The sequence below is a fragment of the Rhizobium sp. Root1203 genome (assembly GCF_001424945.1).
In the GTDB taxonomy this organism is placed as follows: domain Bacteria; phylum Pseudomonadota; class Alphaproteobacteria; order Rhizobiales; family Rhizobiaceae; genus Rhizobium.
In genome coordinates this window covers 60,150-79,912 of sequence record NZ_LMCW01000017.1, presented here as the reverse complement: position 1 = coordinate 79,912, position 19,763 = coordinate 60,150, and the positions used below count along the sequence as shown (strand labels likewise).

The following is a 19,763-nucleotide window of genomic DNA, read 5'->3' as shown; positions in this document are numbered from 1 at the left end:
CGAGACGATTGAAGGACTGAATATCCCCTTTGGCCTGGTGACAGGACACACAGAAGTACCCCGTGTACAGCAGCACCGCGAGGCGTGTGACCTTTTCGGTCAGCCGCGTGGCGATCCCGCCTGCGGCAGGCGTAGAACACTTCCTGCGCCTCCCCAAATCGTACGCTCGCTCGGCTTGATGGTGCCGGCCAATCGGCATAGAAGCCGGAACCGTCGTTGCGGCCAAGCCTGCAGCCGAAACGGGCCAACGTTCCCCGGCGAGACTAGGCGCCGCCGAGCTTTCCACGTTCCCCTCCTCAAGATGTAGAGAACTCCTTCGGCGTCAGAACCCCGGCCAGATCCGCAGCGTTGTCGTGCAGGCTCGATTGAGCTTGGTCATCAGGCGGCGTCTTGCGCGAGCTCGGAATCGCCAGGTATCTTGAACTGCAGTTCCGCCAGGCGCTTGTAGAGCCCGCTGCCTCGCATAAGAGAGGCATGCGTACCCTGCTCAACGATCCGGCCATCCTCCATTACCAGGATACGGTCCGCCTTGAGCACAGTCGCGAGTCGATGTGCGATGACGACCGTAGAGCGATTGTCCATCAACTGCTCCAATCCTTGCTGAACCAGTTGCTCGTTGTCAGCATCGAGCGACGCCGTAGCTTCGTCCAGGAGGAGGATCGGCGCGTCCTTGAGGATTGCTCGAGCGATAGCGAGCCGCTGCCTTTGTCCTCCCGACAGCGTGAGACCGCGTTCGCCGACAATTGTCTCGTATCCGTCCCGTAGCCCCACTACGAAGTTGTGAGCCTGAGCCTTCATGGCGGCTGCAATGACTTCCTCTCGCGTCGCGTCGGGCCGGCCGAAGGCGATATTGTCGAGGATCGAGGTCGCGAAGATGGTCACATCCTGTGGGACGATCGAGATCTGCTTGCGAAGATCGTGTGGGGCGAGGGCCCGCAGATCCCTTCCGTCGATCGAGAGACTCCCTGCCTCCTGATGGTAAAATCCAAGCAACAGGGAGAAAACGGTGCTCTTCCCCGACCCAGAAGGCCCGACGAGGGCGATGGTTTCCCCCGGCGCGATGTTCATGGACAATCCATCGAGCACTTGCTTCTCCGGGGCGCCCGGATAGGAGAAGTGCAGTTCGGAGATTTCGATGGAACCTCGAACTGGAATACGCAGTGGAACCTGTATGGCTTCCTCAGGCTCGTCGGTCTGTTCGTTCAAAAGCTCGAACAATCGACCGGTCGAGCCCGCTGCCTGTGCCAGTTCGCCCCAAACCTCCGAAAGCGACCCCAAAGATCCGGCGGCGATAACCGAGTAGATCAAGAACTGACTTAGATTTCCCGGAGACAGGGTGCCCCCGAGGACGCTCTGCGCGCCCAGCCATAGCACCCCGACAACGCTGCCGAAAATCAATGCGATCGCGACGCCGGTCAGGCGAGCGCGCGCACGGGCGGCGGTGCAGGCCCTGTCAAAAGACAGTTCGACGTCACGCGCATACCTCTGCCGGGCGGCGTCCTCTCCATTGAACGCCTGGACAGTTCGATTTGCCCCGATGATCTCGCTGGCATATGCGGTGGCATTGGCAAGCGCATCCTGCGCGGATCGCGACTTCCTGCGAACGGCGCGGCCGAAAATGATCAGCGGTGCAATGATGAGCGGAATGACACCGATCGCGATGGCCGAAAGTCTGGGGCTGGTAGCGAACATCATCCCGATCGCGCCCACACAGAGAATAGAATTTCTCAGCGCGACTGACGCGGACAAGCTGACCGCGGTTTTGATCTGCGTGGCGTCGGCCGTAAGGCGTGAGGCTAGTTCTCCCGAGCGGTTGGCGTCGAAGAAACGAGCAGGAAGGCGCAAGATGTGGCTGAAGACCTGGGTCCGAAGATCGCTCGCCGAGAGCGGTCACTAAATAGTATCGCAGCGCGCTGGCTACGGCCAATGCGACAGCGAGCGCCATAACCATCAGGAAGTAGCGGTTGATGAACGCGCTATCGGCCTGTCCGAATCCATTGTCAATCATGCGGCGCACCGCCATGGGCAGCGCGAGGGAGATAACCGCGGCGCATGTGAGAGCCAACAGCGCACCTATCGAAAGCCGACCATGACGACGCAGGAAAGGCACCAGCGGGACGAGGCGCGCCAGAGTTTGTTTCCTCGTCGGCCCCAGTGATTGACTGCTGCCGTTGTCGGCTGGTTGTTCATTCACGCGTTCGGGCTCTCGGTCGTGCTGGGCTATCATCAACGCCGTTGTCTCCTGGGAATTGGATGATGTCCTTGTCCACCTACTGGTGGACCGCGTCTTTGATCGCGATCAACTAGTCCGGTGAAATGCGCTCATCCTGCCGAGGTATTCTGACGCGAAACGCCATCGGCGTCGCGATCGCTTTGATCGGCATCTAGGCCCTTCACTCTTCGCAAGTGCATCGACCTATTTTTGTGGGAGATGTTCATGCCAACCAAGCTGACACGTCAGCTTGGTTGGTAAGCACCACTGGCACAGCCGCCTGATTGCGGTATGGATCAGCCAAGCTAGGCGGCGTGCCTGGCCAGCGCGCAGCGCGCCCAGAGCGAGTGCAGCGCCTCGACCAGATGCTCGATATCGGCATCGGTGTGCAGCGGCGTCGGCGTGATGCGCAGGCGCTCGGTCTTCTTCGGCACCGTCGGATAGTTGATCGGCTGGACGTAGACGCCGCAATTGTCGAGCANCGGCATCGGTGTGCAGCGGCGTCGGCGTGATGCGCAGGCGCTCGGTCTTCTTCGGCACCGTCGGATAGTTGATCGGCTGGACGTAGACGCCGCAATTGTCGAGCAGCAGGTCCGAGATCCATTTGCACTTGGCCGCATCGCCCACCATGACGGGCACGATGTGGCTTGGGTTCGGCATGTGCGGAATGCCGCGCTTGTCGAGGAGGGCGCGCAGCGCGCGCACCCGCTCCTGATGACGGGCGCGTTCGAAGGGGCTGACCTTCAGGTGCTGGATCGAAGCGACCGCACCAGCAGCCAGCGCCGGCGGCAGCGCCGTGGTGAAGATGAAGCCCGAGGCAAACGAGCGGATGAAATCGCAGAGCGCGGTCGAGGCGGCGATATAGCCGCCCATGACGCCGAAGGCCTTGCCGAGCGTGCCCTCGATAACGGTGAGGCGGTCCATCAGCCCTTCGCGCTCGGCAATGCCGCCGCCGCGCGGGCCGTACATGCCGACGGCATGGACTTCGTCGAGATAGGTCATCGCGCCATATTTGTCGGCGAGATCGCAGATCTCCTTGATCGGGGCGATATCGCCGTCCATCGAATAGACGCTCTCGAACGCGATCAGCTTCGGTGCCTTCGGATCGGCGGCCGCCAGCTTGGCTTCGAGGTCCTGGATGTCGTTGTGCTTCCAGATCACCTTGTCGCACTTGGCATAGCGGATGCCCTCGATCATCGAGGCGTGGTTCAGCGCATCCGAGAAGATCACGAGGCCGGGAATCTTTGCACCGAGCGTGCCGAGGGCGGCCCAGTTGGAGACGTAGCCCGAGGTGAAGACCAGCGCTGCTTCCTTGCCATGCAGATCGGCAAGCTCGCGCTCGAGCAGAACGTGGTAGTGGGTGGTGCCAGAGATATTCCGGGTGCCTCCCGCACCCGCGCCACAGTGGTCGATGGCGTTCTTCATCGCCTCGATCACCTTCGGGTTCTGGCCCATGCCGAGATAGTCGTTGGAACACCAGACGGTCACGTCCTTCGGGCCATCGGCCGTGTGACGCGTGGCCCGCGGAAAGCTGCCGCGATGACGCTCAAGATCGGCAAAAACGCGGTAGCGGCCTTCCGTATGCAGGCCATCCAGCTCGTTTTTGAAGAATGCTTCGAAATCCATCATATGCTCCTCTGCAGAGCAGATCGTTATAGCGCAGCGATCCAATCGTATTTGACCTCCGTCAAGTTCAATTGGTTTTTGCACGAGGGAGACAAATATTATCTCACGGCAACGCGCTCGTATGGGAACGGAACGTTGGGGTCGAATTGGTCGGTTAGACGGCCAATTCGGCTGTCTCACGTGTGTAGGGTAACGGTGGTTTTTGCGCGTGTTGAGAAGTCTAGCCGCACAACGAGGCTCACCCTTCAGTCGCCAATCCCTGGGGGCGTCACGCGAAGCCGATCCCGGTAGCCCCCGATACCAAGGCTTTCGACAAGAACCCGTATCGCCTTGCGCTTCAGATCGGATTCCACCTGACCGTCGATGGTGATCTGTCCATTCTTTACGGAAACCTGCACCTTCTGTTGCGTCAGGCCGAGATCCGCGCGCAGTCGGGTTCTGACGGCCAACCGGATGGATTCGTCTTCCTTCGGGAGCGATGCCGATGGCGCTTCGAGGATTATGCGCAGGATGTCCCGGCGGCTTACTATCCCAACCAGCTTTCGATCCATGACGATCGGCAAGCGCTTGATGCGATGCGCCTGCAGGCTCTCGGCAATGTCGGACACCTCGCTGTCCGCCCGCGCTACGATGACGTCCCGGGACATGACGTCGGCTACACACCATCCGTTGCTGCAGATGTAGCGTTCGAGGTCGATCTCCGAGATCAGTTCGGGCCCATGTGCAAGGCGTGGAGCAAGCCTGATGTCCCGGCGCAGAAGCAAGTCGCCCTCGGTAAGCATCCCGCAGACCCGGCCCTCGTCATCGACCACGGGCAGGCCGCTGACCTCGTTCTGGATCATCACAGCGACTGCGTGGCGTACACCCACAGCCGGACTGATCGAAACCACGTTGGTGGTCATAATGTCTTTCGCCTGCATCGTACTGCCTCACACACTCATCGGCGTTTGATTCGATCAAATCTCTCACGGGCGCAGGATCCCTGCTTTGATCTCCATCAAACTCAGGACAGGCCGACGGCGTCTTTTAGTATTGATCCCCGCTTTCGATCTTCGGCCAAGTCCGCTCCCACACCGCTCGGACCACAACCGAAGCGGATCAGCCCGTTTCCAGAGCCGCTGTTCGAGGCGGCCGGTGAACCGGCAGCTTTCAGGATGCGCACATGCGCCGGTTTCGCGACAGCTATTGGCGGCTTTACCGCGCTGTCGTTCGCCTTAATGAGACGTTCGACAATAAGACCCTATCGTCCGGGATTGGGGGTGAGCGCGTGCCGCGTTCGGTCGTGAGCTTCGATATCCTGTCCCGCATCCGCGGTGCGTGGGCTACGTACCCGACCACGACCGTGCGTCACTCGGCCGCCTCGGCGATATGCGCGAGCTTCACAATAGCCCTCGTTTTTCGACGAGGCGCCCCGACACGCAGACGGCGATCACTGAGCGAAACGAAGCCCCCCGCCGCCATCACTAATGCGCCGAGCCAGATCAGGGTGATGAACGGCTTCCACCAGACACGCACGACGATCCCGCCATCATTCGTCGGGTCGCCCAGTGAGACGTAAAGCTGACTTGGCCCGAAGGTCAGAATGCCAGCCTCGGTCGTCGGCATTTTCCCTGCGCTGTAGACCCTTTTCGCTGACCAGACCTCGCCGACGTCGTCGCCACGGCTTACGCTGAAGTGCCCGCGATCCTCAGTATAATTCGATCCCCTTTCGGGCTTCAGTCCATCAAACCTTAGCGAGTATCCGCCCGCCTCGACAGTCTCGCCTGGCTTCATCTCTAGGACGCGTTCGGTTTCAAACGTCGTGACGGCGACAATTCCGAGAACGGTCAGCCCGAGCCCGGCATGCGCGAGCCCCGTGCCGAAGGCAGAGCGAGGAAGGCCGCAGAACCGGCGCCATGCCACGTAGGCTGAAACCTTGCCGACGCCCGATCGGCACCAGAGGTCGGCGAGTGCGCCGAGCACAAGATAGAGGCCCCCGGCCAGTCCGAACACTGAAAGCACGGGTCCACCATGTTGGACGTAGACGATCGCCAGGGCGCCGACGAAGGCGATACCGGCGACCGCATACAATCGTTGCAGAGCCCCCAAAAGGTCTCCTCGTTTCCACGCGAGCAACGGACCAACCGGCACGACGAAGACGAGCGGGATCATCAATGTGCCGAACGTCATATTGAAGAACGGCGCCCCCACGGAAATCTTGTCACCGGTGATCGTCTCCAACAGCAGAGGATAGAGGGTTCCGGTCAGAACGGTGCCGCATGCAACTGTGAGGATCAGGTTGTTTAAGACGAGAGCACCTTCTCGCGAGATCGGCGCGAAAAGCCCCCCGGCGGTCAAGGTCGGTGCCCGGTAGGCAAAGAGCGAGAGAGAGCCGCCGATGAAGACAAACAGAATGCATAGGATGAAGATGCCGCGCGAGGGGTCGCTCGCAAACGCGTGAACCGAAGTCAGCACTCCCGACCGGACCAGGAAGGTTCCTAGAAGCGAGAGCGAGAATGTCAGGATGGCGAGCAGGACCGTCCAAATCTTCAGCGCTTCGCGCTTTTCCATCACGAGCGCGGAATGTAGCAATGCGGTTCCCGCAAGCCAGGGCATGAACGAGGAATTCTCGACCGGATCCCAGAACCACCAGCCGCCCCAGCCAAGCTCGTAATAGGCCCAATAGGATCCCATTGCGATGCCCAAGGTCAGGAACGTCCATGCAGCAAGCGCCCAAGGGCGCACCCAGCGCGCCCACGCTGCATCGATGCGACCTTCAAGAAGCGCGGCGATGGCGAACGAGAAGCACACAGAAAACCCGACGTAACCGAGATAAAGCAGAGGCGGATGGATCGCGAGCCCAACGTCCTGGAGAACAGGATTGAGGTCCTTACCTTCGGCAGGGGCAGGATCAAGGCGCATGAAAGGGTTCGACGTCAAAAGGATGAAGAGTATGAACGCAACGGAAGTCCACGCTTGAACGGCAAGCACGTTCGCCTTCAAAGTCTCCGGAAGATTGCGACCGAACATGGCGACGAGCGCGCTGAACAGCGCCAGGATCAACAGCCAGAGCATCATCGATCCTTCGTGATTGCCCCAGAGGCCCGAGTACTTGTAAAGCAGCGGGACGAGGGAGTGCGAGTGCTCCCAGACGTTCTCGACAGAAAAATCGGAGACAACGTGGGCATAGACCAGGACGCCAAAGGAGAATGCGACCAGCAAGAAGAAAACGACGGATCCGAGTGTCGCCACCTCCATCATCCGGCAGTCGTGGAGACGCGCGCCAACCACGGGGACGACGGACAGCACCAGGGCTGTCGCAAGGGCTAGAACGAGCGCGTAGTGACCAATCTCGATGATCATTGCGCGGCTCCAGCATGCTGCCAAAGCCCCTGCTCCTTGAGCTTGTCCGCTACATCCTTCGGCATGTATTTCTCATCGTGCTTCGCCAATACCGTGTCGGCGGTAAAGACCTCGGATCCTGCCTGGAAGCTGCCTTCGGTCACGACACCTTGGCCCTCCCGGAAAAGATCTGGAAGAATGCCCGCAAATCGCACGCGCACGACGCCGCCATTTGGGTCTGTGACTGCGAACCGCACTGCTGATCCGGTTCCACGCACCACGCTCCCCTCGCCTACGAGGCCACCAAGGCGGATACGGGTGCCAGGCGTGAGATGAGTATTCGCAATATCTGAGGGCATGTAAAAATACGCCACCGACTGGCTAAAGGCGAACATGACCAGCAGCACGGCGGCAAGGATGAAGCTCATGCCACCGCCGATGACCACGAGACGCTTCTGTTTGCGTGTCATTTGATCGTCCCCTCCAAGTCGAGTTGAAATTCTTGGGCAAGTGAGACCAACCGACTGCCCTTTTCCGTCGCTGCAGGAAAGCTGGACAAGGCGCGTTGCAGAGCGGCGGCGGCCTGCCTTTTCTCGTCGAGAACCGCGTAGGACTTGATCAGGCGGAGCCAACCATCGATGTCATCGGGCCGCATCGCGAGTTTTGCGTCCAATCCCTCGACCATCGCGTGGATCATTTTGCGCTCGCCAGCCACAGCCGCGGGGCTTGCAGCGATGTCAGCCGGGGTGCTTGGCCCAGTGGTGGAGTGGGACAGAACGCCGCCATTGGCGACGATGTGTTCATTCACCAACGCTAGCCACGGCGCGTCTGCAGGCGAATCCTCAGCCAGCGCCTCGAACGCGTTCCGCGCCTCGGCCCTCTTGCCCGACTGCTCGATGCCTAGAGCGACATAGAAGCGCGCGCGTGGATAGCGCGGTTCAAGCTGCAGCATTTCACGCAGGATGGTGCGTGCCTCTTCCGTCACCTGTCCATTCGACCGTGCCATCGCGGCTTGCAAAAGACCGTCCAGCCGCTGGACGCTACGACCAAGAATGCGGACCGCGTTGCGATAAGCCTTCTCTGCGTCGTCCACTCGACCCATTTTGAGGTAGACGGGAGCGATCACATCCCACCCGCGACCATCATCCGGATCATTTGCAAGGTGCCCTTCGGTCTTCATGAGGAGTATTGGAAGATCCTGTCCGGGATCTGCCAGCCTCGCCTGCAATGGCCGCGAGGGCATTTCCGGCGAACCAACGCCCACGTACAGGCCGATGCTGACGATCGGCAAGAACGCGACGACGCCAAGCCTCAGCCAGAGATGGGACCGGTGTGCGGGCACGGCGGCGATCGGTCCGCTTGCTCTTATAAGCCGTCGCGCCGTTTCGGCTCGCGCGTGTTCATACTCGCTTGAGCCGATGTCGCCCGCTTTCACTTCCCTCTCGAGTTCGAGAAGCTGATCTCGATACACGCTGGCTTCCAGGCTATTGCAGGCGGGCCGGGTGCGGGTCGTCGTAAGCGGATGAAGCAGAGCCGCAGTTGAAGCGGTCGTGATGACCGCGAAGAGTATCCAAATGATCATATGTCCAGACGCCATTGTGCGCCTGAACATACCGCTTATCGTCAAAGGAACATTGATGAGGATCAATTAGCGAAGCATGTTGATCCCGCCGATCCTCACCGAAGCCGACCCGTGAAAACGTAACCGACACCGCGCACCGACTGAATCAGGGCCGGTGCCTTTGGATCGGTCTCGATCTTCTTTCGCAAGCGTACGATTTGCGCGTCGATCGCGCGGTCAAACGCCTCAAGGCTCCGGTTTCTGGTCAAGTCCATAAGCGTATCGCGCGACAGCACCCTGCCGGGATTGCGACAGAAAACCAGAATCATGTCGAATTCGCCCGTCGTCAGCGGTACGTCGTCGCCATCAGGAGCGGTGAGCTTTCTGCGGGGCACGTCCAAACGCCAGCCATCGAACAGGATGCTTTCTTCTCCGCTCCCGAAAGCCTTGCCTGGTTCGGCCGGTGCCCGCCTGCGCAGCACCGTCCGCAAACGAGCAAGAAGTTCTCGCAGATGAAACGGCTTCGCGATATAGTCGTCCGCACCCACCTCCAGTCCGACGACCTTGTCGGTCACGTCGTCCTGGCCGGTCAACATCAGTACGGGTACGTCCGAGGTGTTGCGGAGTTCTTTCAACAGCTCCAGGCCATTCTCGCCACCGGGCAGGACGAGATCCAGGAAGACTGCAGCGTACTTTCCCTTCGCGAGTTCCGCGCGCATGGCCGCGCCGTTGCCCACGGCATTCACTCGATAGCCGTTGTCCTCGAAATAGCGGATCAGCATCTGTCTGATCCGGGGGTCGTCGTCGACTACCAGAATGCGATCGGGTTCCATCTCGTCTTCGTTCCGCTTCGAACTTGCACCGGAGCAATAGCGCAGGATTGCTGCAAGCGCCACAGGTCGCTTGCAGGGATTCCAGCAAACGGTCTGCAAACTTTAGGCTCGGGGCCGGTATCCCTGGAAGTCCTGCCTCTCGATGGCCGCCGATCCTGGGCAGGCTTAACTCTGACCGCGAATTTCAGCTCTCTACCCCAAGATAAGATTGGCCCCAAAGCGCCGTCGGCCACTCAGCATTCTTCTCGGAGCAGGTTTACGCTCTCGACGGAAATTGTCTTTCCCCTGACTACGACACCGGCTGGCGCCAGAGAGGCGAAGGCACGAGATAGAGCCTCCGGTGCCAAGCCCAGCTTTCCCGCGAGTACCCGCTTCTGGTACGGCAAGCTGAGTGTTACCCGTGACGCCAACGGCGGGCACCGCCCGAGGAGATAGTTTGCAACGCGTTGTGCGGCCGTATGAAGACGATCCCCCGCTATGCAGTCCATTGACCCCACAAGGTGCCGGGCCATGATGCGCATGACATTGGCCTGAACGTCGCGATTTTTCTCCGCCAAGGACCGCAGGCCTTCCAGGTCGAAAAGCGCAACTTCGGTGAAGTCCGCCGCCGAAGCCCCGTGAACATACGCCTCCCCACCAGCCAGAAGATATTCCGCGAAGATGTCGCCGGGTTCGCAGATGCAGACATCGGCTTGCCGTCCTGTGGATTCCTTCTTGGTAAGTCGAACAAGACCGTTCATCACACAGGCGACGAACATCGCCTTCTGACCTTCCGCGACGATCTGTTCGTGCGGGGAGAATGTTCTCGCCCTTGCCAATGCCAACAACCTTTCTGTGGTTTGTCGATCCAATCCTGCGAACAGCTCGGATCGCAGGAGCACGGGATTTTTAGCGAGCATCGTCCTGCCTTTCGTGGTGGCGTCTATAGTTTCGGGTTTTCACCTTCATCGTCTGCGAGTATCCGCCAAGCGTCTCCCTGGAGATCCTCGTACTGACCGCTCCTGAGAGACCAGAGGAAGGCGACAAGGCCGATGCCGCCCATGAACAGTGCGATAGGGATGAGGTAGATCAGCATGTTCATGCGGTTTAGACCTTCCTGCCGTCGACCGGCAACCGGTCCAGCCTCGGGGGGGCCTTCGTCGCTCCGAACGAGTTCAGCCGGAGGGCGTTCGTCACGACGATGATCGACGATGTCGACATGGCCACCGCGGCGACAAGGGGGGTCGCATATCCTGCGATTGCGACCGGGACCGCCAATACATTGTAGCCGATCGCGAGCGCGAAATTCTGACGAATAAGTGCTGCGGACCTCCTTGCGAGGGTGATCGCCTGAGGGACTGCGTCCAGTCTTTCATTGAAAAACACGAGATCGGCGGCTTGGCGCCCGATGTCCGACGCGGTGGCGGGCGCTATCGAAACGTGCGCGGCGGCAAGCGCCGGTGCGTCGTTGATGCCGTCGCCTACCATGAGGACGCGATGTCCCGCCGAGTTGAGGCGCTGGCATTCCACGACTTTCTGCTTGGGCGTCATGGCGCCCAATGCGCGATCTACCTTTAGCGCTAGCGCCGCGTTGTCTACGACGCTCTGCCGATCGCCGGAAATAATCACGGTTTCAAAACCCGCCGCTTCGAGTTGCCCGATCGCTTCACCGGCACCGGGTCTTAAAGTGTCATCGAAGAAAAAACGGGCCAGAATGGCTCCGTCCTTTGACAGGACAACTTCGGAAAGCGGGCTGTCGTTTTCCGGCCCGACGCCGGCACCGGCGAACAAAGTATTGCCCAGTCGATAGGTCGTGTCGCCATGTGAACACTCAAGCCCGCCGCCTGGAATTTCGATCACGCGGTCGAATGTCACAGGCGCCGCGCGGATGCTTCGAACCAGTGCCTGCGACAGCGGATGTCGGGAATGGGCGGCCAGTCCCACGGCTATCGCAAGCGCTGCCTCGTCCGGAGTGTCAGTCGCGACGAGTTTTGGAACTCCGATCGTCAACGTTCCAGTTTTATCGAAAGCGACGGTATCGACCTCCGCTAGCCGCTCCAGGGCCGAACCGTCCTTTACCATCACGCCTTTTCGGAACAGTTCGCCTGCGGCGACGACCTGCACCACGGGGACGGCAAGACCGAGAGCGCATGGGCATGTGATGATCAAGACGGCCACCGCGACCAGCATTGCATGCTTCCAGTCCCCGCCGATGAAGCCCCAGGCAAGAAACGAAGCCAACGCAAGGAGATGAACTGCGGGCGAATAGAGGGAGGCGGCGCGGTCGGCGATGCGACGGTAGCGTGCCCGTCCCCCTTCCGCCGCCTCCATGAGGCTGATGATCTCCGCCAGAAGCGAGTTCTTCGCAAGCTTGGTTGCCGTGACTACCAGGGAACCCGTCAGGTTCATCCCGCCCGAGCTGACCTGGCTTCCCTTGAACACCGCAACGGGACTGCTTTCGCCTGTAACGATCGAAAGATCCAGGTCGCTCTCCCCGCTGACAACGGCGCCGTCTACGGGAATGCGTTCGCCGGCGGCGATCGCGATTTCATCCCCAACCGAGATCTCCTCCAGCGCAACATAACGGCGCGAACCGTCGGGCATCGCGAGAAGGGCGCCTCGGGGCGCGAGCCGAGCCAGCCCATTGATTGCTGCTCGCGCCTTTTCTCGCATCATATGATCAAGCGTTCTGCCAATCAGAAGAAAAAACAGCAAAGAGACCGATGCATCGAACCAGGCATGTTCCCCATGATGAATGGTTTCCCAAAGCGATACGGCATAGGAAAGCGTCACCGCCAGGGAGATCGGGACGTCCATGTTGGTGCGGCCATGCTTGAGCGCATTCCAGGCAGACCGAAAGAAGAAACGACCCGCGTAAACCAGGGCGGGTGCGGCGATCATCGCAGAGATCCAGTGGAACATGTCGCGCGTCGCGGCGTCCGCTCCAGACCAGACCGACACCGACAGGAGCATGATGTTGGTAGCCGCAAACCCGGAGACACCGACAGCAAGCAGAAGCTGGTTTCTGGTGACATCGTTCTCGGAAGCCAGCGGGGTAAACAGGTGGGCCCGGTATCCTGCCGCGGTGATCGCGCTGATAATTCCGGTCGGATCCGTTGTCCGATTTTCAAAATCCTGAGAATAGACGCATGTCACGCGTCGGGACGTAAGGTTGACCCTTGCCTTGGCTACATAAGGCAGCGCGTATAGCGCCTTCTCGATTGCCGAAATGCATCCTCCGCAGTGCACGTCGGGCACGCTGATATCGAGCTGTTGAAGACCGTCGCCCAGCGGATGGCTGGCAAGCGCAATCTCCTGGGCACTGAAGGACGTAGTGCTCATTGCGAGCACGCTCTCGGTATTCATGTCGCAGCAGGTCATTGGCCGAACCCCGCCGTATCGATGCGAGCAGCTTCGTGCATGACGATCCTATCGCCCCTGCGCGAGATCACTTCTACGATCCAGTCGCCCGACGCGAGCCGGTGATTGGCTTCGAACAGACCTTCGCCTGTTTTCCTGAACATGACCTGGAAGTCCTCGTGGTCGCCAACGGGTCGCTTGAAATTCGCGATCACCTCGTCAACCATCGTAGGTGACCGATCCTTGTTGCGGATGCTGTAATGAATTGCGCCATCCTTCAACGAGAGCTCCCCGATAATGCCCGACGCTGCCATCGCCCGCATTGCTTCGGCCTTCCGATTGAATTCCTGGCTGGCAACGTAAGTGTTTGCTACGACGAGACCACTCCAACTCGACGACGCGTACCAGGCCATCGTGACGTTGACCGCTATCACGACCCCGAAGAAGGCCGACGTCGCGAGGAGCATGTGACGGCCAGTGAATCCTTGAGCGCGTACGGTCATTTGGCCTCTCCTGGGGCGTTGAATGCGGCGCGGTAAGTTGCTCGATCCGAATGGCCGGAATCGTCGATGACGAACAGGAATTCGTTGACCGGGGCGCCCGTCTGCTTGCGGGTAACGAAGACTTTCAGCGCGGTGGCGACGTCCGGTTGGACGTCCATCGTGAAGCTGCGCGCGTCTTCCTTGCTGAACTCGGGGATACGCATTGTCGCGTCTTCGAGGCCCGAAAGGCTGATTTCCAACCTTCTGGGCCTCGGCACCATATTGAGAATGCGAAGGGTGTAGCCATTACGGATGGAACCGTCGCTTTCCAGCACGTATTGCGGATTGCGGTCGTGCACGACGTTGAGTTCGAGGCGATCGCGCAAGGCCAGATGTACGAGCATTGCAATGCCGATCAACGTCCACACGACAGCATAGAAGACGACTCTTGGTCGAAAAATGATGCGCCAATTGAAGTGACGAACCGCATCAACGAACGTCCCGTCCTCTCGCCGTACATTGCCGGGCTGGACCGGGGTACGCCCCGCGTCTGTCGCCAGTGCCATATTGCTCGAGTACTCGCTCAGCGTGGCATACGCTATCAGGCCACGTGGCTTGCCGAGTTTGTCCATGACCCCATCGCAGGCATCGATGCAAAGCGCACAGGTAATGCACTCCATCTGCTGTCCGTCGCGGATGTCGATACCCATCGGGCACACCGCAACGCAGGCGTTGCAATCGACGCAATCTCCGAGGGCGATGCCTTGAGCCTGGGCCTTCTTCGCGTGACGCGAGCGGGGTTCACCACGCCAGTCATTGTAGGTCACGACGAGTGAGCTCTCGTCCAGCATTGCGCCCTGGATTCGTGGCCAGGGACACATGTAGGTGCAAACCTGCTCGCGCATGAGGCCTCCCAGTACGTAGGTCGTGGCGGTGAGTGTCGCGACAGTGGTGTAGGCGATTGCTCCGGCCTGCCCGGTCAACAGCGAAATCACTAACTCTGGAGCGTTTGCGAAATAGAAGACCCAAGCCCCGCCGGTGGCTACCCCGATCAGCAGCCAGATCACATGCTTGGTCACGCGTTTGCGGACCTTGTCGAAATTCCAATGCCCGGCGTCAAGCCTCATTCTGGCGTTTCGGTCGCCTTCGATGGCTCGTTCGACCACCAAAAAGAGATCCACCCAGACGGTCTGCGGACAGGCGTATCCGCACCACGCGCGACCAACCGCTGACGTCACCAGAAACAGGCCGAACCCCGCCATCACGAGAAGGCCGGCTATATAGTAGAATTCCTGTGGCCAGATCTCGATGAAGAAAAAGAAGAACCTCCGGGAGGACAGGTCTACGAGAATGGCCTGATCGGGCGCGTAGGGACCACGGTCCCAGCGGATCCAGGGCGCAAGATAGTAGATGCCGAGGGTCACCAGCATCACCATCCATTTGAACTGTCGAAAGCGACCTTGGGCACGCTTCGGGAACACCTTCTTCCGGGCTGCATAGAGCGGCTGGCGGTTGCGGCGAGCGTTGACGGGCTCGACATTGAGGCGCTCGACGTTCTGGGGATCAGGCGCTGTGTAGAGGTTCATGGGGCTTATCCGATTTTCACACGCCCGTTCTTGCACCTTCCCGGTCGCCGCTCCTTGACGCAGATCAAGAACGGACGTTCGGCCAAAAAAGAGGCCGCGCCCAGGACAGGAGACGCGGCCTTTGAGGAGCTAGGCGACAAATGCATGGCGGCTCTTTGGCTTCTCTTCTTTGAGTCGGATTGGGGAGATGTTGCGCGATTTGACCTCCACTAGACCGGCGCGAGTTTAGCAGCCTGCGAGCAGGGTTCTTTGAGGCAAGTCAAATTGGAGGTGAATTTCAAACTCCCAATTTAGGGGCAGCAGGTCTCACCCACTCGACCGTGCACCTAGAATCTGTTCAGATCGTTGTTCAATGAGAACGACGCCATGCTGGTAAAAGAAGGCGAGAGCCGCACCTTGTCCACGGACATTTTCCTCGCCTCGTCGCTGGCCTTTGTTGCGGGAGGCGTCAACAGCGCCGGCTACCTCGGTTTCGGCTACTTTTCGGCGAATATGACCGGTAACGTATCGTTGGTTTCCGACTACGTTTCGATAGGAGACTTCGATCTTGCGGTAGCGTTTCTTGTCATTGTTGCGATGTTCATGGCAGGAGCATTTTCGGCGTCATTGTTTATCCAGTTCGGCAAGCGTCGGCATCTCGGGGCCATTTATGCGATTACGCTTCTAACCGAGGCAGCATTGCTTATGGCGATCGGCGTCTGGTCACTGATCTCGGTTACTCATGTCAGCGGCGTCAGAATTGTAGGTGTCATAAGTTTCGCTATGGGCATTCAGAACGCGGCGTCCACGAGAATATCCGGCAGCAAGGTGAGGACGACGCACGTATCGGGCATCGCAACCGATATTGGAGTCGGAATGGCCCAGATGCTGGATACAAATGATACACATGCCGCCAAGCATATTCGGGACCGCCTTAAGCTGCACGGCGCCACGATAGGATCATTTCTCGTCGGCGGTACGGTCGGTGTGCTTGGCTACCGCTTGTCAGAAGGCGCGGTGTTTTGCGGGTTTTCCCTCGTGATACTGGTTATGTGCGTGCGATATTTGGTTCGGTTGCCCCAGCGTTAACTCGATCGTCTCAACTGAGCAGCGACTGTGCCTTGCAACTGTCGTCGACTTGGCTTCCAAACTGCGAAAAAGGCCGCAACTCAGATGAGTCGCGGCCCTAAGGAGCGCTCCCGGGCCGGTGCCAAACTAGCGGCTTGTGGTCTTGTGATCTTTGAGACAGGTCAGATTGATAATCGAACTTCCGATCTTTTCTGGATCCTCTTGTTCGCACGGCGGTTGCGTCGACTTTGCCCGAGCCGAGATGCGTGTATGAATCGCTGCGCGTGGAGTGCCATAAAGGCCGAGTAGCGGATTGTGGTCGTGTGACGTCATCTTCAAGTCTCCTAGGTTCCACCGCCGAGCGAATGGACGAACACGGTCAGTTCCTTCACGGTCGTGTCACCCAGTCGCGCTGACCACCCCGGCATCATGCCGTGCTTCGGCGCGCCGACCTGTCGTGCAATCGCGTCCTCCCCCCTGCCCTTCAGCCAGATTGCGTCGGCGAGATTTGGGGCTCCCATGTCGACCTTGCCCCTGCCATCCTCGCCATGGCAGGCCGCACAGTTGTCGAGAAAGATCTGCTTGCCCGACCCGGCGCGCGCTGAGTCGCTCGGCGTGTTGGTCATTCCCCAGACGTACGCTGCCACCTGCCCGATCTGGGCGCGGTCCAGCATTTCGGCAAACGCCGGCATTTCGGAGACGTGGGTGTCGGGGTCCGTGTCGAAGCGAATACCGTGCGAGATCGTTGTGTGGATGGAATCCAGATCGCCGCCCCACAGCCAATCGTCGTCGTTCAAGTTGGGAAAGCCGGGGCCTCCGCTCGCGCCGGAACCATGGCAAGGCGCGCAGTTGACCTTGAATGCCGATGCGCCCCCTGCAATCGCAAATTCACGAAGGGCGGGGTCGGCGTCGATTTCCTGCACCGTCTTCGCAGCGATCATGTCATGAAACTTGATCTGGCCAGCCTTGGCCAGTTCAAGATCCTGTTGCAACTCAGCACGGCTGGAGAAGCCAAGAAGTCCCTTGGTGGTGGAGGTTATCAGCGGGATCGCCGGGTAGGCCAGGGCGTAGCCGACCGCCCAGAGGATCGTCGCGTAGAACGTCCACACCCACCACCGTGGCATCGGGTTGTTCAGTTCGCGAATGCCGTCCCATTCGTGACCGGTGGTCTCGACGCCGCTGACTTCATCGATATGCTTTTCCGACATTTCAGTCATCCTTCAAGGGAATATCGGCGGCCTCTTGTGCCATCTGCTTGCTGCCGGGACGCAGGGTGAAGACCACGACGCCTGCGAAGAAAGCTGCCATGGCCACCAGGCCCCAACTGTCGGCGAAGTGCCGCATTGCTGTGTAAGTTTCCACTTGGATCACCTCATCGGTAGCCGGTCGCGTCGTCGTAGGTCGAGAAGTCGACCAACGTTCCGAGCATCTGCAGGTAGGACACAAGCGCGTCCATTTCGGTGAGCCTGGACGGATCGCCGTCAAAGTCGCCGACCCTCGCCTTCGGGTACCGAGCCAGAAGCTCGGTCGTGTCGGCGTTTGGATCGGCCTGGGCCTTCATGTCCGCCTCCGCATTGGCGAGCATGGCCTCGGTATAGGGCACGCCGACGTCCGCGTTGGCTTTGAGGTCCATCCCAACATTCTTGACGGTGACATCCTGCTCCTTGAGGAAGGCGTACTTCGGCATGATCGATTCCGGCACCACGGCTCTCGGATCGGCGAGGTGCTGAACGTGCCACTCATTGGAGTAACGTCCCCCAACGCGTGCCAGATCTGGACCGGTGCGCTTGGAGCCCCACTGGAAGGGGTGGTCGTACATAGATTCGGCCGCCAGCGAGTAATGGCCGTATCGTTCCACTTCGTCACGGAACGGTCGGATCATCTGGCTGTGGCAGAGATAGCAGCCCTCGCGGATGTAGATGTTGCGTCCTGCCAGTTCCAAGGGCGTGTAGGGACGCATCCCCTCCACCTTCTCGATGGTGTTCTGAAGATAGAACAGGGGCGCGATCTCAACGATGCCGCCGATGCTGACCACGAGAAGCGACCCAACCAACAGGAGCGTGGCGTTCTTCTCGAGGATTTGGTGTTTGTCTAATATCGATGCCATTTCTCACCTCACTCGGCAGGCTGTGCCTGGGGCACGTAAGCTGTCGGAATAGCTGCCTCGGTCCTGACATGGCCGCGGATCGTCATGAAGACGTTCCATGCCATGACGACGCCGCCCGCCAGATACAGCGCTCCGCCAACGGCCCGAAGTACGTAGTACGGGAACATTGCAGCGACGGTCTCGGCGAACGAGTAGACGAGGAAGCCCTGCGAATTGTACTCGCGCCACATCAGTCCCTGCTGGATGCCGGCGACCCAAAGAACGGCGGCGTAGATCACGATACCGAGGGTGGCGAGCCAGAAGTGCCAGTTGACCATGCGTAGGCTATAGAGACGCTCGCGTCCCCAGAGCTTTGGCGTCAGATAGTAGATGGCGCCGAAGGTGATCATTCCGACCCAGCCGAGAGCGCCGGAGTGCACATGGCCAATCGTCCACTCAGTGTAGTGGCTGAGTGAATTGACGGTCTTGATCGACATCATCGGCCCCTCGAAGGTCGACATTCCGTAAAAGGCGATGGCAACGATCATCATGCGGATGATCGGATCGGTGCGGATCTTGTCCCATGCACCCGACAGGGTCATCAGGCCGTTGATCATGCCGCCCCAAGACGGCATCCAGAGCATGATTGAAAACACCATGCCGAGCGTTTGCGCCCAATCAGGCAACGCCGTGTAGTGAAGGTGGTGTGGGCCTGCCCAGATATACATGAAGATCAGGGCCCAGAAGTGAATGATCGACAGGCGGTAGGAGTAGACGGGGCGGTTGGCCTGCTTCGGGACGAAGTAATACATCATCCCCAGAAAGCCGGCCGTCAGGAAGAAGCCGACGGCGTTGTGGCCGTACCACCATTGCGTCAATGCGTCCTGCACGCCCGAGAACGCCGAGTAGCTCTTGGTGCCGAGAACCGATGCGGGTACCGCGAGGTTGTTCACCACGTGCAGCATCGCGATCGTTACGATGAAGCCCAGATAGAACCAGTTTGCGACATAGATGTGTGGTTCCCTGCGCTTCAGAATGGTTCCGAGGTAAACGACCAGGTAGGCGACCCACACGGCAGTCAGCCAGATGTCGACGTACCATTCTGGCTCCGCGTATTCACGTGCCTGCGTGATCCCGAGCACGTAGCCTGTCGCCGCCATGACGATGAAGAGCTGATAACCCCAGAACACGAACCAGGCCAAGCTGCCGCCGAACAGGCGCGCGTGACAGGTACGCTGGACGACGTAGAAGGATGTCATGATCAAGGCGTTGCCGCCGAAGGCGAAGATGACCGCAGACGTGTGGACCGGACGCAGGCGTCCAAAATTGAGGTACGGCGCCAGATTCAGATCGGGGAAGGCCAACTGGAGAGCGACGACCACTCCAACAAGAAAGCCAACCACGCCCCAGAAGACTGTTGCAATAAGGCCGTAGCGAATGACTTCGTCGAAATAGCCCGACGCTTCTATCGTCGGCATCCGTCCTGCCGGCGAGAAATCCATGTTTCTCATCAGCAGCACGGTGCCCGCGAGAAGGCAGAAGCAAAGAATGCTCATATGGATCGCAAATAGATGGTCGTGGGCGAAGGCAGCACCCAGCAAGGCTAGGAATGCCCCCACCGCGACCACCATCGTTTCAGTTGCATACTTCATGACGTCGTCCCCAGTGCG

General features: G+C 59.7%; 17 protein-coding genes and 3 pseudogenes. 2 read left to right on the top strand and 18 right to left on the bottom strand.

Translation table 11 applies throughout. The features are described 5' to 3' along the window. Window positions 1-378: 378 nt before the first annotated feature. The 4 genes and pseudogenes from ASC97_RS18690 to ASC97_RS18680 all read right to left on the bottom strand — a co-directional run bounded on the left by ASC97_RS18690 (window position 379) and on the right by ASC97_RS18680 (window position 4,758). A pseudogene (locus tag ASC97_RS18690) lies at window positions 379-2,227 on the bottom strand (ABC transporter transmembrane domain-containing protein). Between the two features lie 290 nt (window positions 2,228-2,517). Continuing rightward, window positions 2,518-2,693: pseudogene (locus ASC97_RS34065) on the bottom strand (aminotransferase class I/II-fold pyridoxal phosphate-dependent enzyme); the annotation flags it as partial. Window position 2,694: 1 nt separating this feature from the next. Continuing rightward, window positions 2,695-3,838: 5-aminolevulinate synthase (gene hemA, locus ASC97_RS18685; RefSeq protein ID WP_156390400.1), on the bottom strand; the 1,144-nt coding region annotated here is incomplete at its 3' end. Between the two features lie 245 nt (window positions 3,839-4,083). Further along, window positions 4,084-4,758, bottom strand: a complete 675-nt coding sequence (locus ASC97_RS18680) for a CBS domain-containing protein (RefSeq protein ID WP_057469845.1) — start codon at window positions 4,756-4,758, stop codon at window positions 4,084-4,086. A gap of 111 nt (window positions 4,759-4,869) precedes the next feature. Here ASC97_RS18680 and ASC97_RS35410 point away from each other — a divergent pair. Next, window positions 4,870-5,147, top strand: a pseudogene (locus ASC97_RS35410) (hypothetical protein); the annotation flags it as partial. A gap of 38 nt (window positions 5,148-5,185) precedes the next feature. Here the strand turns inward: ASC97_RS35410 and ASC97_RS18675 are convergent. The 9 genes from ASC97_RS18675 to ccoG all read right to left on the bottom strand — a co-directional run bounded on the left by ASC97_RS18675 (window position 5,186) and on the right by ccoG (window position 14,960). Then, the gene (locus ASC97_RS18675; protein ID WP_057469844.1) at window positions 5,186-7,180 is read right to left on the bottom strand and encodes a heme lyase CcmF/NrfE family subunit; all 1,995 of its coding nucleotides are present in this window, start codon (window positions 7,178-7,180) and stop codon (window positions 5,186-5,188) included. Then, window positions 7,177-7,629, bottom strand: a complete 453-nt coding sequence (gene ccmE, locus ASC97_RS18670) for a cytochrome c maturation protein CcmE (protein ID WP_057469843.1) — start codon at window positions 7,627-7,629, stop codon at window positions 7,177-7,179. The genes ASC97_RS18675 and ccmE overlap by 4 nt, the downstream gene beginning before the upstream one ends. Beyond that, entirely contained in the window at window positions 7,626-8,741 is a 1,116-nt protein-coding gene (ccmI, locus tag ASC97_RS18665; protein WP_057469890.1) for a c-type cytochrome biogenesis protein CcmI, read from the bottom strand. The genes ccmE and ccmI overlap by 4 nt, the downstream gene beginning before the upstream one ends. A 95-nt stretch (window positions 8,742-8,836) precedes the next feature. Next, window positions 8,837-9,553 (bottom strand): response regulator, encoded by a 717-nt coding sequence (locus ASC97_RS18660; RefSeq protein WP_057469889.1) that lies wholly within the window; start codon window positions 9,551-9,553, stop codon window positions 8,837-8,839. Between the two features lie 233 nt (window positions 9,554-9,786). Further along, window positions 9,787-10,452 carry a Crp/Fnr family transcriptional regulator gene (locus ASC97_RS18655; protein WP_057469842.1) on the bottom strand — a complete coding sequence of 222 codons (666 nt, stop codon included), beginning with the start codon at window positions 10,450-10,452 and terminating at the stop codon, window positions 9,787-9,789. A 23-nt stretch (window positions 10,453-10,475) separates the two neighbouring features. Continuing rightward, complete coding sequence (gene ccoS / locus ASC97_RS18650; RefSeq protein ID WP_057469841.1) at window positions 10,476-10,634, bottom strand: cbb3-type cytochrome oxidase assembly protein CcoS; 159 nt, start codon at window positions 10,632-10,634, stop codon at window positions 10,476-10,478. 5 nt (window positions 10,635-10,639) lie between these two features. Next, a complete protein-coding gene (locus ASC97_RS18645; RefSeq protein WP_057469840.1) occupies window positions 10,640-12,913 on the bottom strand; it encodes a cation-translocating P-type ATPase in 2,274 nt (757 codons plus the stop codon). After that, on the bottom strand, window positions 12,910-13,395 hold the full coding sequence (locus ASC97_RS18640; protein ID WP_057469839.1) for a FixH family protein: 486 nt from the start codon (window positions 13,393-13,395) through the stop codon (window positions 12,910-12,912). Before ASC97_RS18640 ends, ASC97_RS18645 begins: the two co-directional genes overlap by 4 nt. Beyond that, window positions 13,392-14,960 carry a cytochrome c oxidase accessory protein CcoG gene (gene ccoG / locus ASC97_RS18635; RefSeq protein ID WP_057469838.1) on the bottom strand — a complete coding sequence of 523 codons (1,569 nt, stop codon included), beginning with the start codon at window positions 14,958-14,960 and terminating at the stop codon, window positions 13,392-13,394. Before ccoG ends, ASC97_RS18640 begins: the two co-directional genes overlap by 4 nt. Window positions 14,961-15,326: 366 nt before the next feature. On the opposite strand from ccoG, the gene ASC97_RS18630 reads away from it, so the two are divergent. Further along, window positions 15,327-16,028 (top strand): YoaK family protein, encoded by a 702-nt coding sequence (locus tag ASC97_RS18630; RefSeq protein WP_057469837.1) that lies wholly within the window; start codon window positions 15,327-15,329, stop codon window positions 16,026-16,028. Between the two features lie 126 nt (window positions 16,029-16,154). Here ASC97_RS18630 and ASC97_RS35405 read toward each other — a convergent pair whose 3' ends face one another. From ASC97_RS35405 to ccoN, 5 genes are read right to left on the bottom strand one after another with little or no spacing between them, the layout of a single operon-like run. Then, on the bottom strand, window positions 16,155-16,340 hold the full coding sequence (locus ASC97_RS35405; protein WP_057469836.1) for a hypothetical protein: 186 nt from the start codon (window positions 16,338-16,340) through the stop codon (window positions 16,155-16,157). 11 nt (window positions 16,341-16,351) lie between these two features. Then, window positions 16,352-17,215, bottom strand: a complete 864-nt coding sequence (ccoP, locus tag ASC97_RS18620) for a cytochrome-c oxidase, cbb3-type subunit III (protein WP_057469835.1) — start codon at window positions 17,213-17,215, stop codon at window positions 16,352-16,354. 1 nt (window position 17,216) lies between these two features. Then, the gene (locus ASC97_RS18615; protein ID WP_057469834.1) at window positions 17,217-17,369 is read right to left on the bottom strand and encodes a CcoQ/FixQ family Cbb3-type cytochrome c oxidase assembly chaperone; all 153 of its coding nucleotides are present in this window, start codon (window positions 17,367-17,369) and stop codon (window positions 17,217-17,219) included. 10 nt (window positions 17,370-17,379) lie between these two features. Continuing rightward, window positions 17,380-18,114, bottom strand: a complete 735-nt coding sequence (ccoO, locus tag ASC97_RS18610; protein WP_057469833.1) for a cytochrome-c oxidase, cbb3-type subunit II — start codon at window positions 18,112-18,114, stop codon at window positions 17,380-17,382. Between the two features lie 8 nt (window positions 18,115-18,122). Continuing rightward, window positions 18,123-19,745, bottom strand: a complete 1,623-nt coding sequence (gene ccoN / locus ASC97_RS18605; RefSeq protein ID WP_057469832.1) for a cytochrome-c oxidase, cbb3-type subunit I — start codon at window positions 19,743-19,745, stop codon at window positions 18,123-18,125. Window positions 19,746-19,763: the final 18 nt, after the last annotated feature.

Excerpts from the sequence above, each read along its gene's own strand:
- ASC97_RS18680 (WP_057469845.1), bottom strand. The coding sequence starts at position 4,758 with ATGCAGGCGAAAGACATTATGACCACCAACGTGGTTTCGATCAGTCCG.
- ASC97_RS18675 (WP_057469844.1), bottom strand. The coding sequence starts at position 7,180 with ATGATCATCGAGATTGGTCACTACGCGCTCGTTCTAGCCCTTGCGACA.
- ASC97_RS18660 (WP_057469889.1), bottom strand. The coding sequence starts at position 9,553 with ATGGAACCCGATCGCATTCTGGTAGTCGACGACGACCCCCGGATCAGA.
- ccoO (WP_057469833.1), bottom strand. The coding sequence starts at position 18,114 with ATGGCATCGATATTAGACAAACACCAAATCCTCGAGAAGAACGCCACG.
- ASC97_RS18645 (WP_057469840.1), bottom strand. The coding sequence starts at position 12,913 with ATGACCTGCTGCGACATGAATACCGAGAGCGTGCTCGCAATGAGCACT.
- ccoS (WP_057469841.1), bottom strand. The coding sequence starts at position 10,634 with ATGAACATGCTGATCTACCTCATCCCTATCGCACTGTTCATGGGCGGC.
- ccmE (WP_057469843.1), bottom strand. The coding sequence starts at position 7,629 with ATGACACGCAAACAGAAGCGTCTCGTGGTCATCGGCGGTGGCATGAGC.
- ASC97_RS18655 (WP_057469842.1), bottom strand. The coding sequence starts at position 10,452 with ATGCTCGCTAAAAATCCCGTGCTCCTGCGATCCGAGCTGTTCGCAGGA.
- ccmI (WP_057469890.1), bottom strand. The coding sequence starts at position 8,741 with ATGATCATTTGGATACTCTTCGCGGTCATCACGACCGCTTCAACTGCG.
- ccoG (WP_057469838.1), bottom strand. The coding sequence starts at position 14,960 with ATGAACCTCTACACAGCGCCTGATCCCCAGAACGTCGAGCGCCTCAAT.
- ASC97_RS18640 (WP_057469839.1), bottom strand. The coding sequence starts at position 13,395 with ATGACCGTACGCGCTCAAGGATTCACTGGCCGTCACATGCTCCTCGCG.
- ccoN (WP_057469832.1), bottom strand. The coding sequence starts at position 19,745 with ATGAAGTATGCAACTGAAACGATGGTGGTCGCGGTGGGGGCATTCCTA.
- ASC97_RS35405 (WP_057469836.1), bottom strand. The coding sequence starts at position 16,340 with ATGACGTCACACGACCACAATCCGCTACTCGGCCTTTATGGCACTCCA.
- ccoP (WP_057469835.1), bottom strand. The coding sequence starts at position 17,215 with ATGTCGGAAAAGCATATCGATGAAGTCAGCGGCGTCGAGACCACCGGT.
- ASC97_RS18630 (WP_057469837.1), top strand. The coding sequence starts at position 15,327 with ATGCTGGTAAAAGAAGGCGAGAGCCGCACCTTGTCCACGGACATTTTC.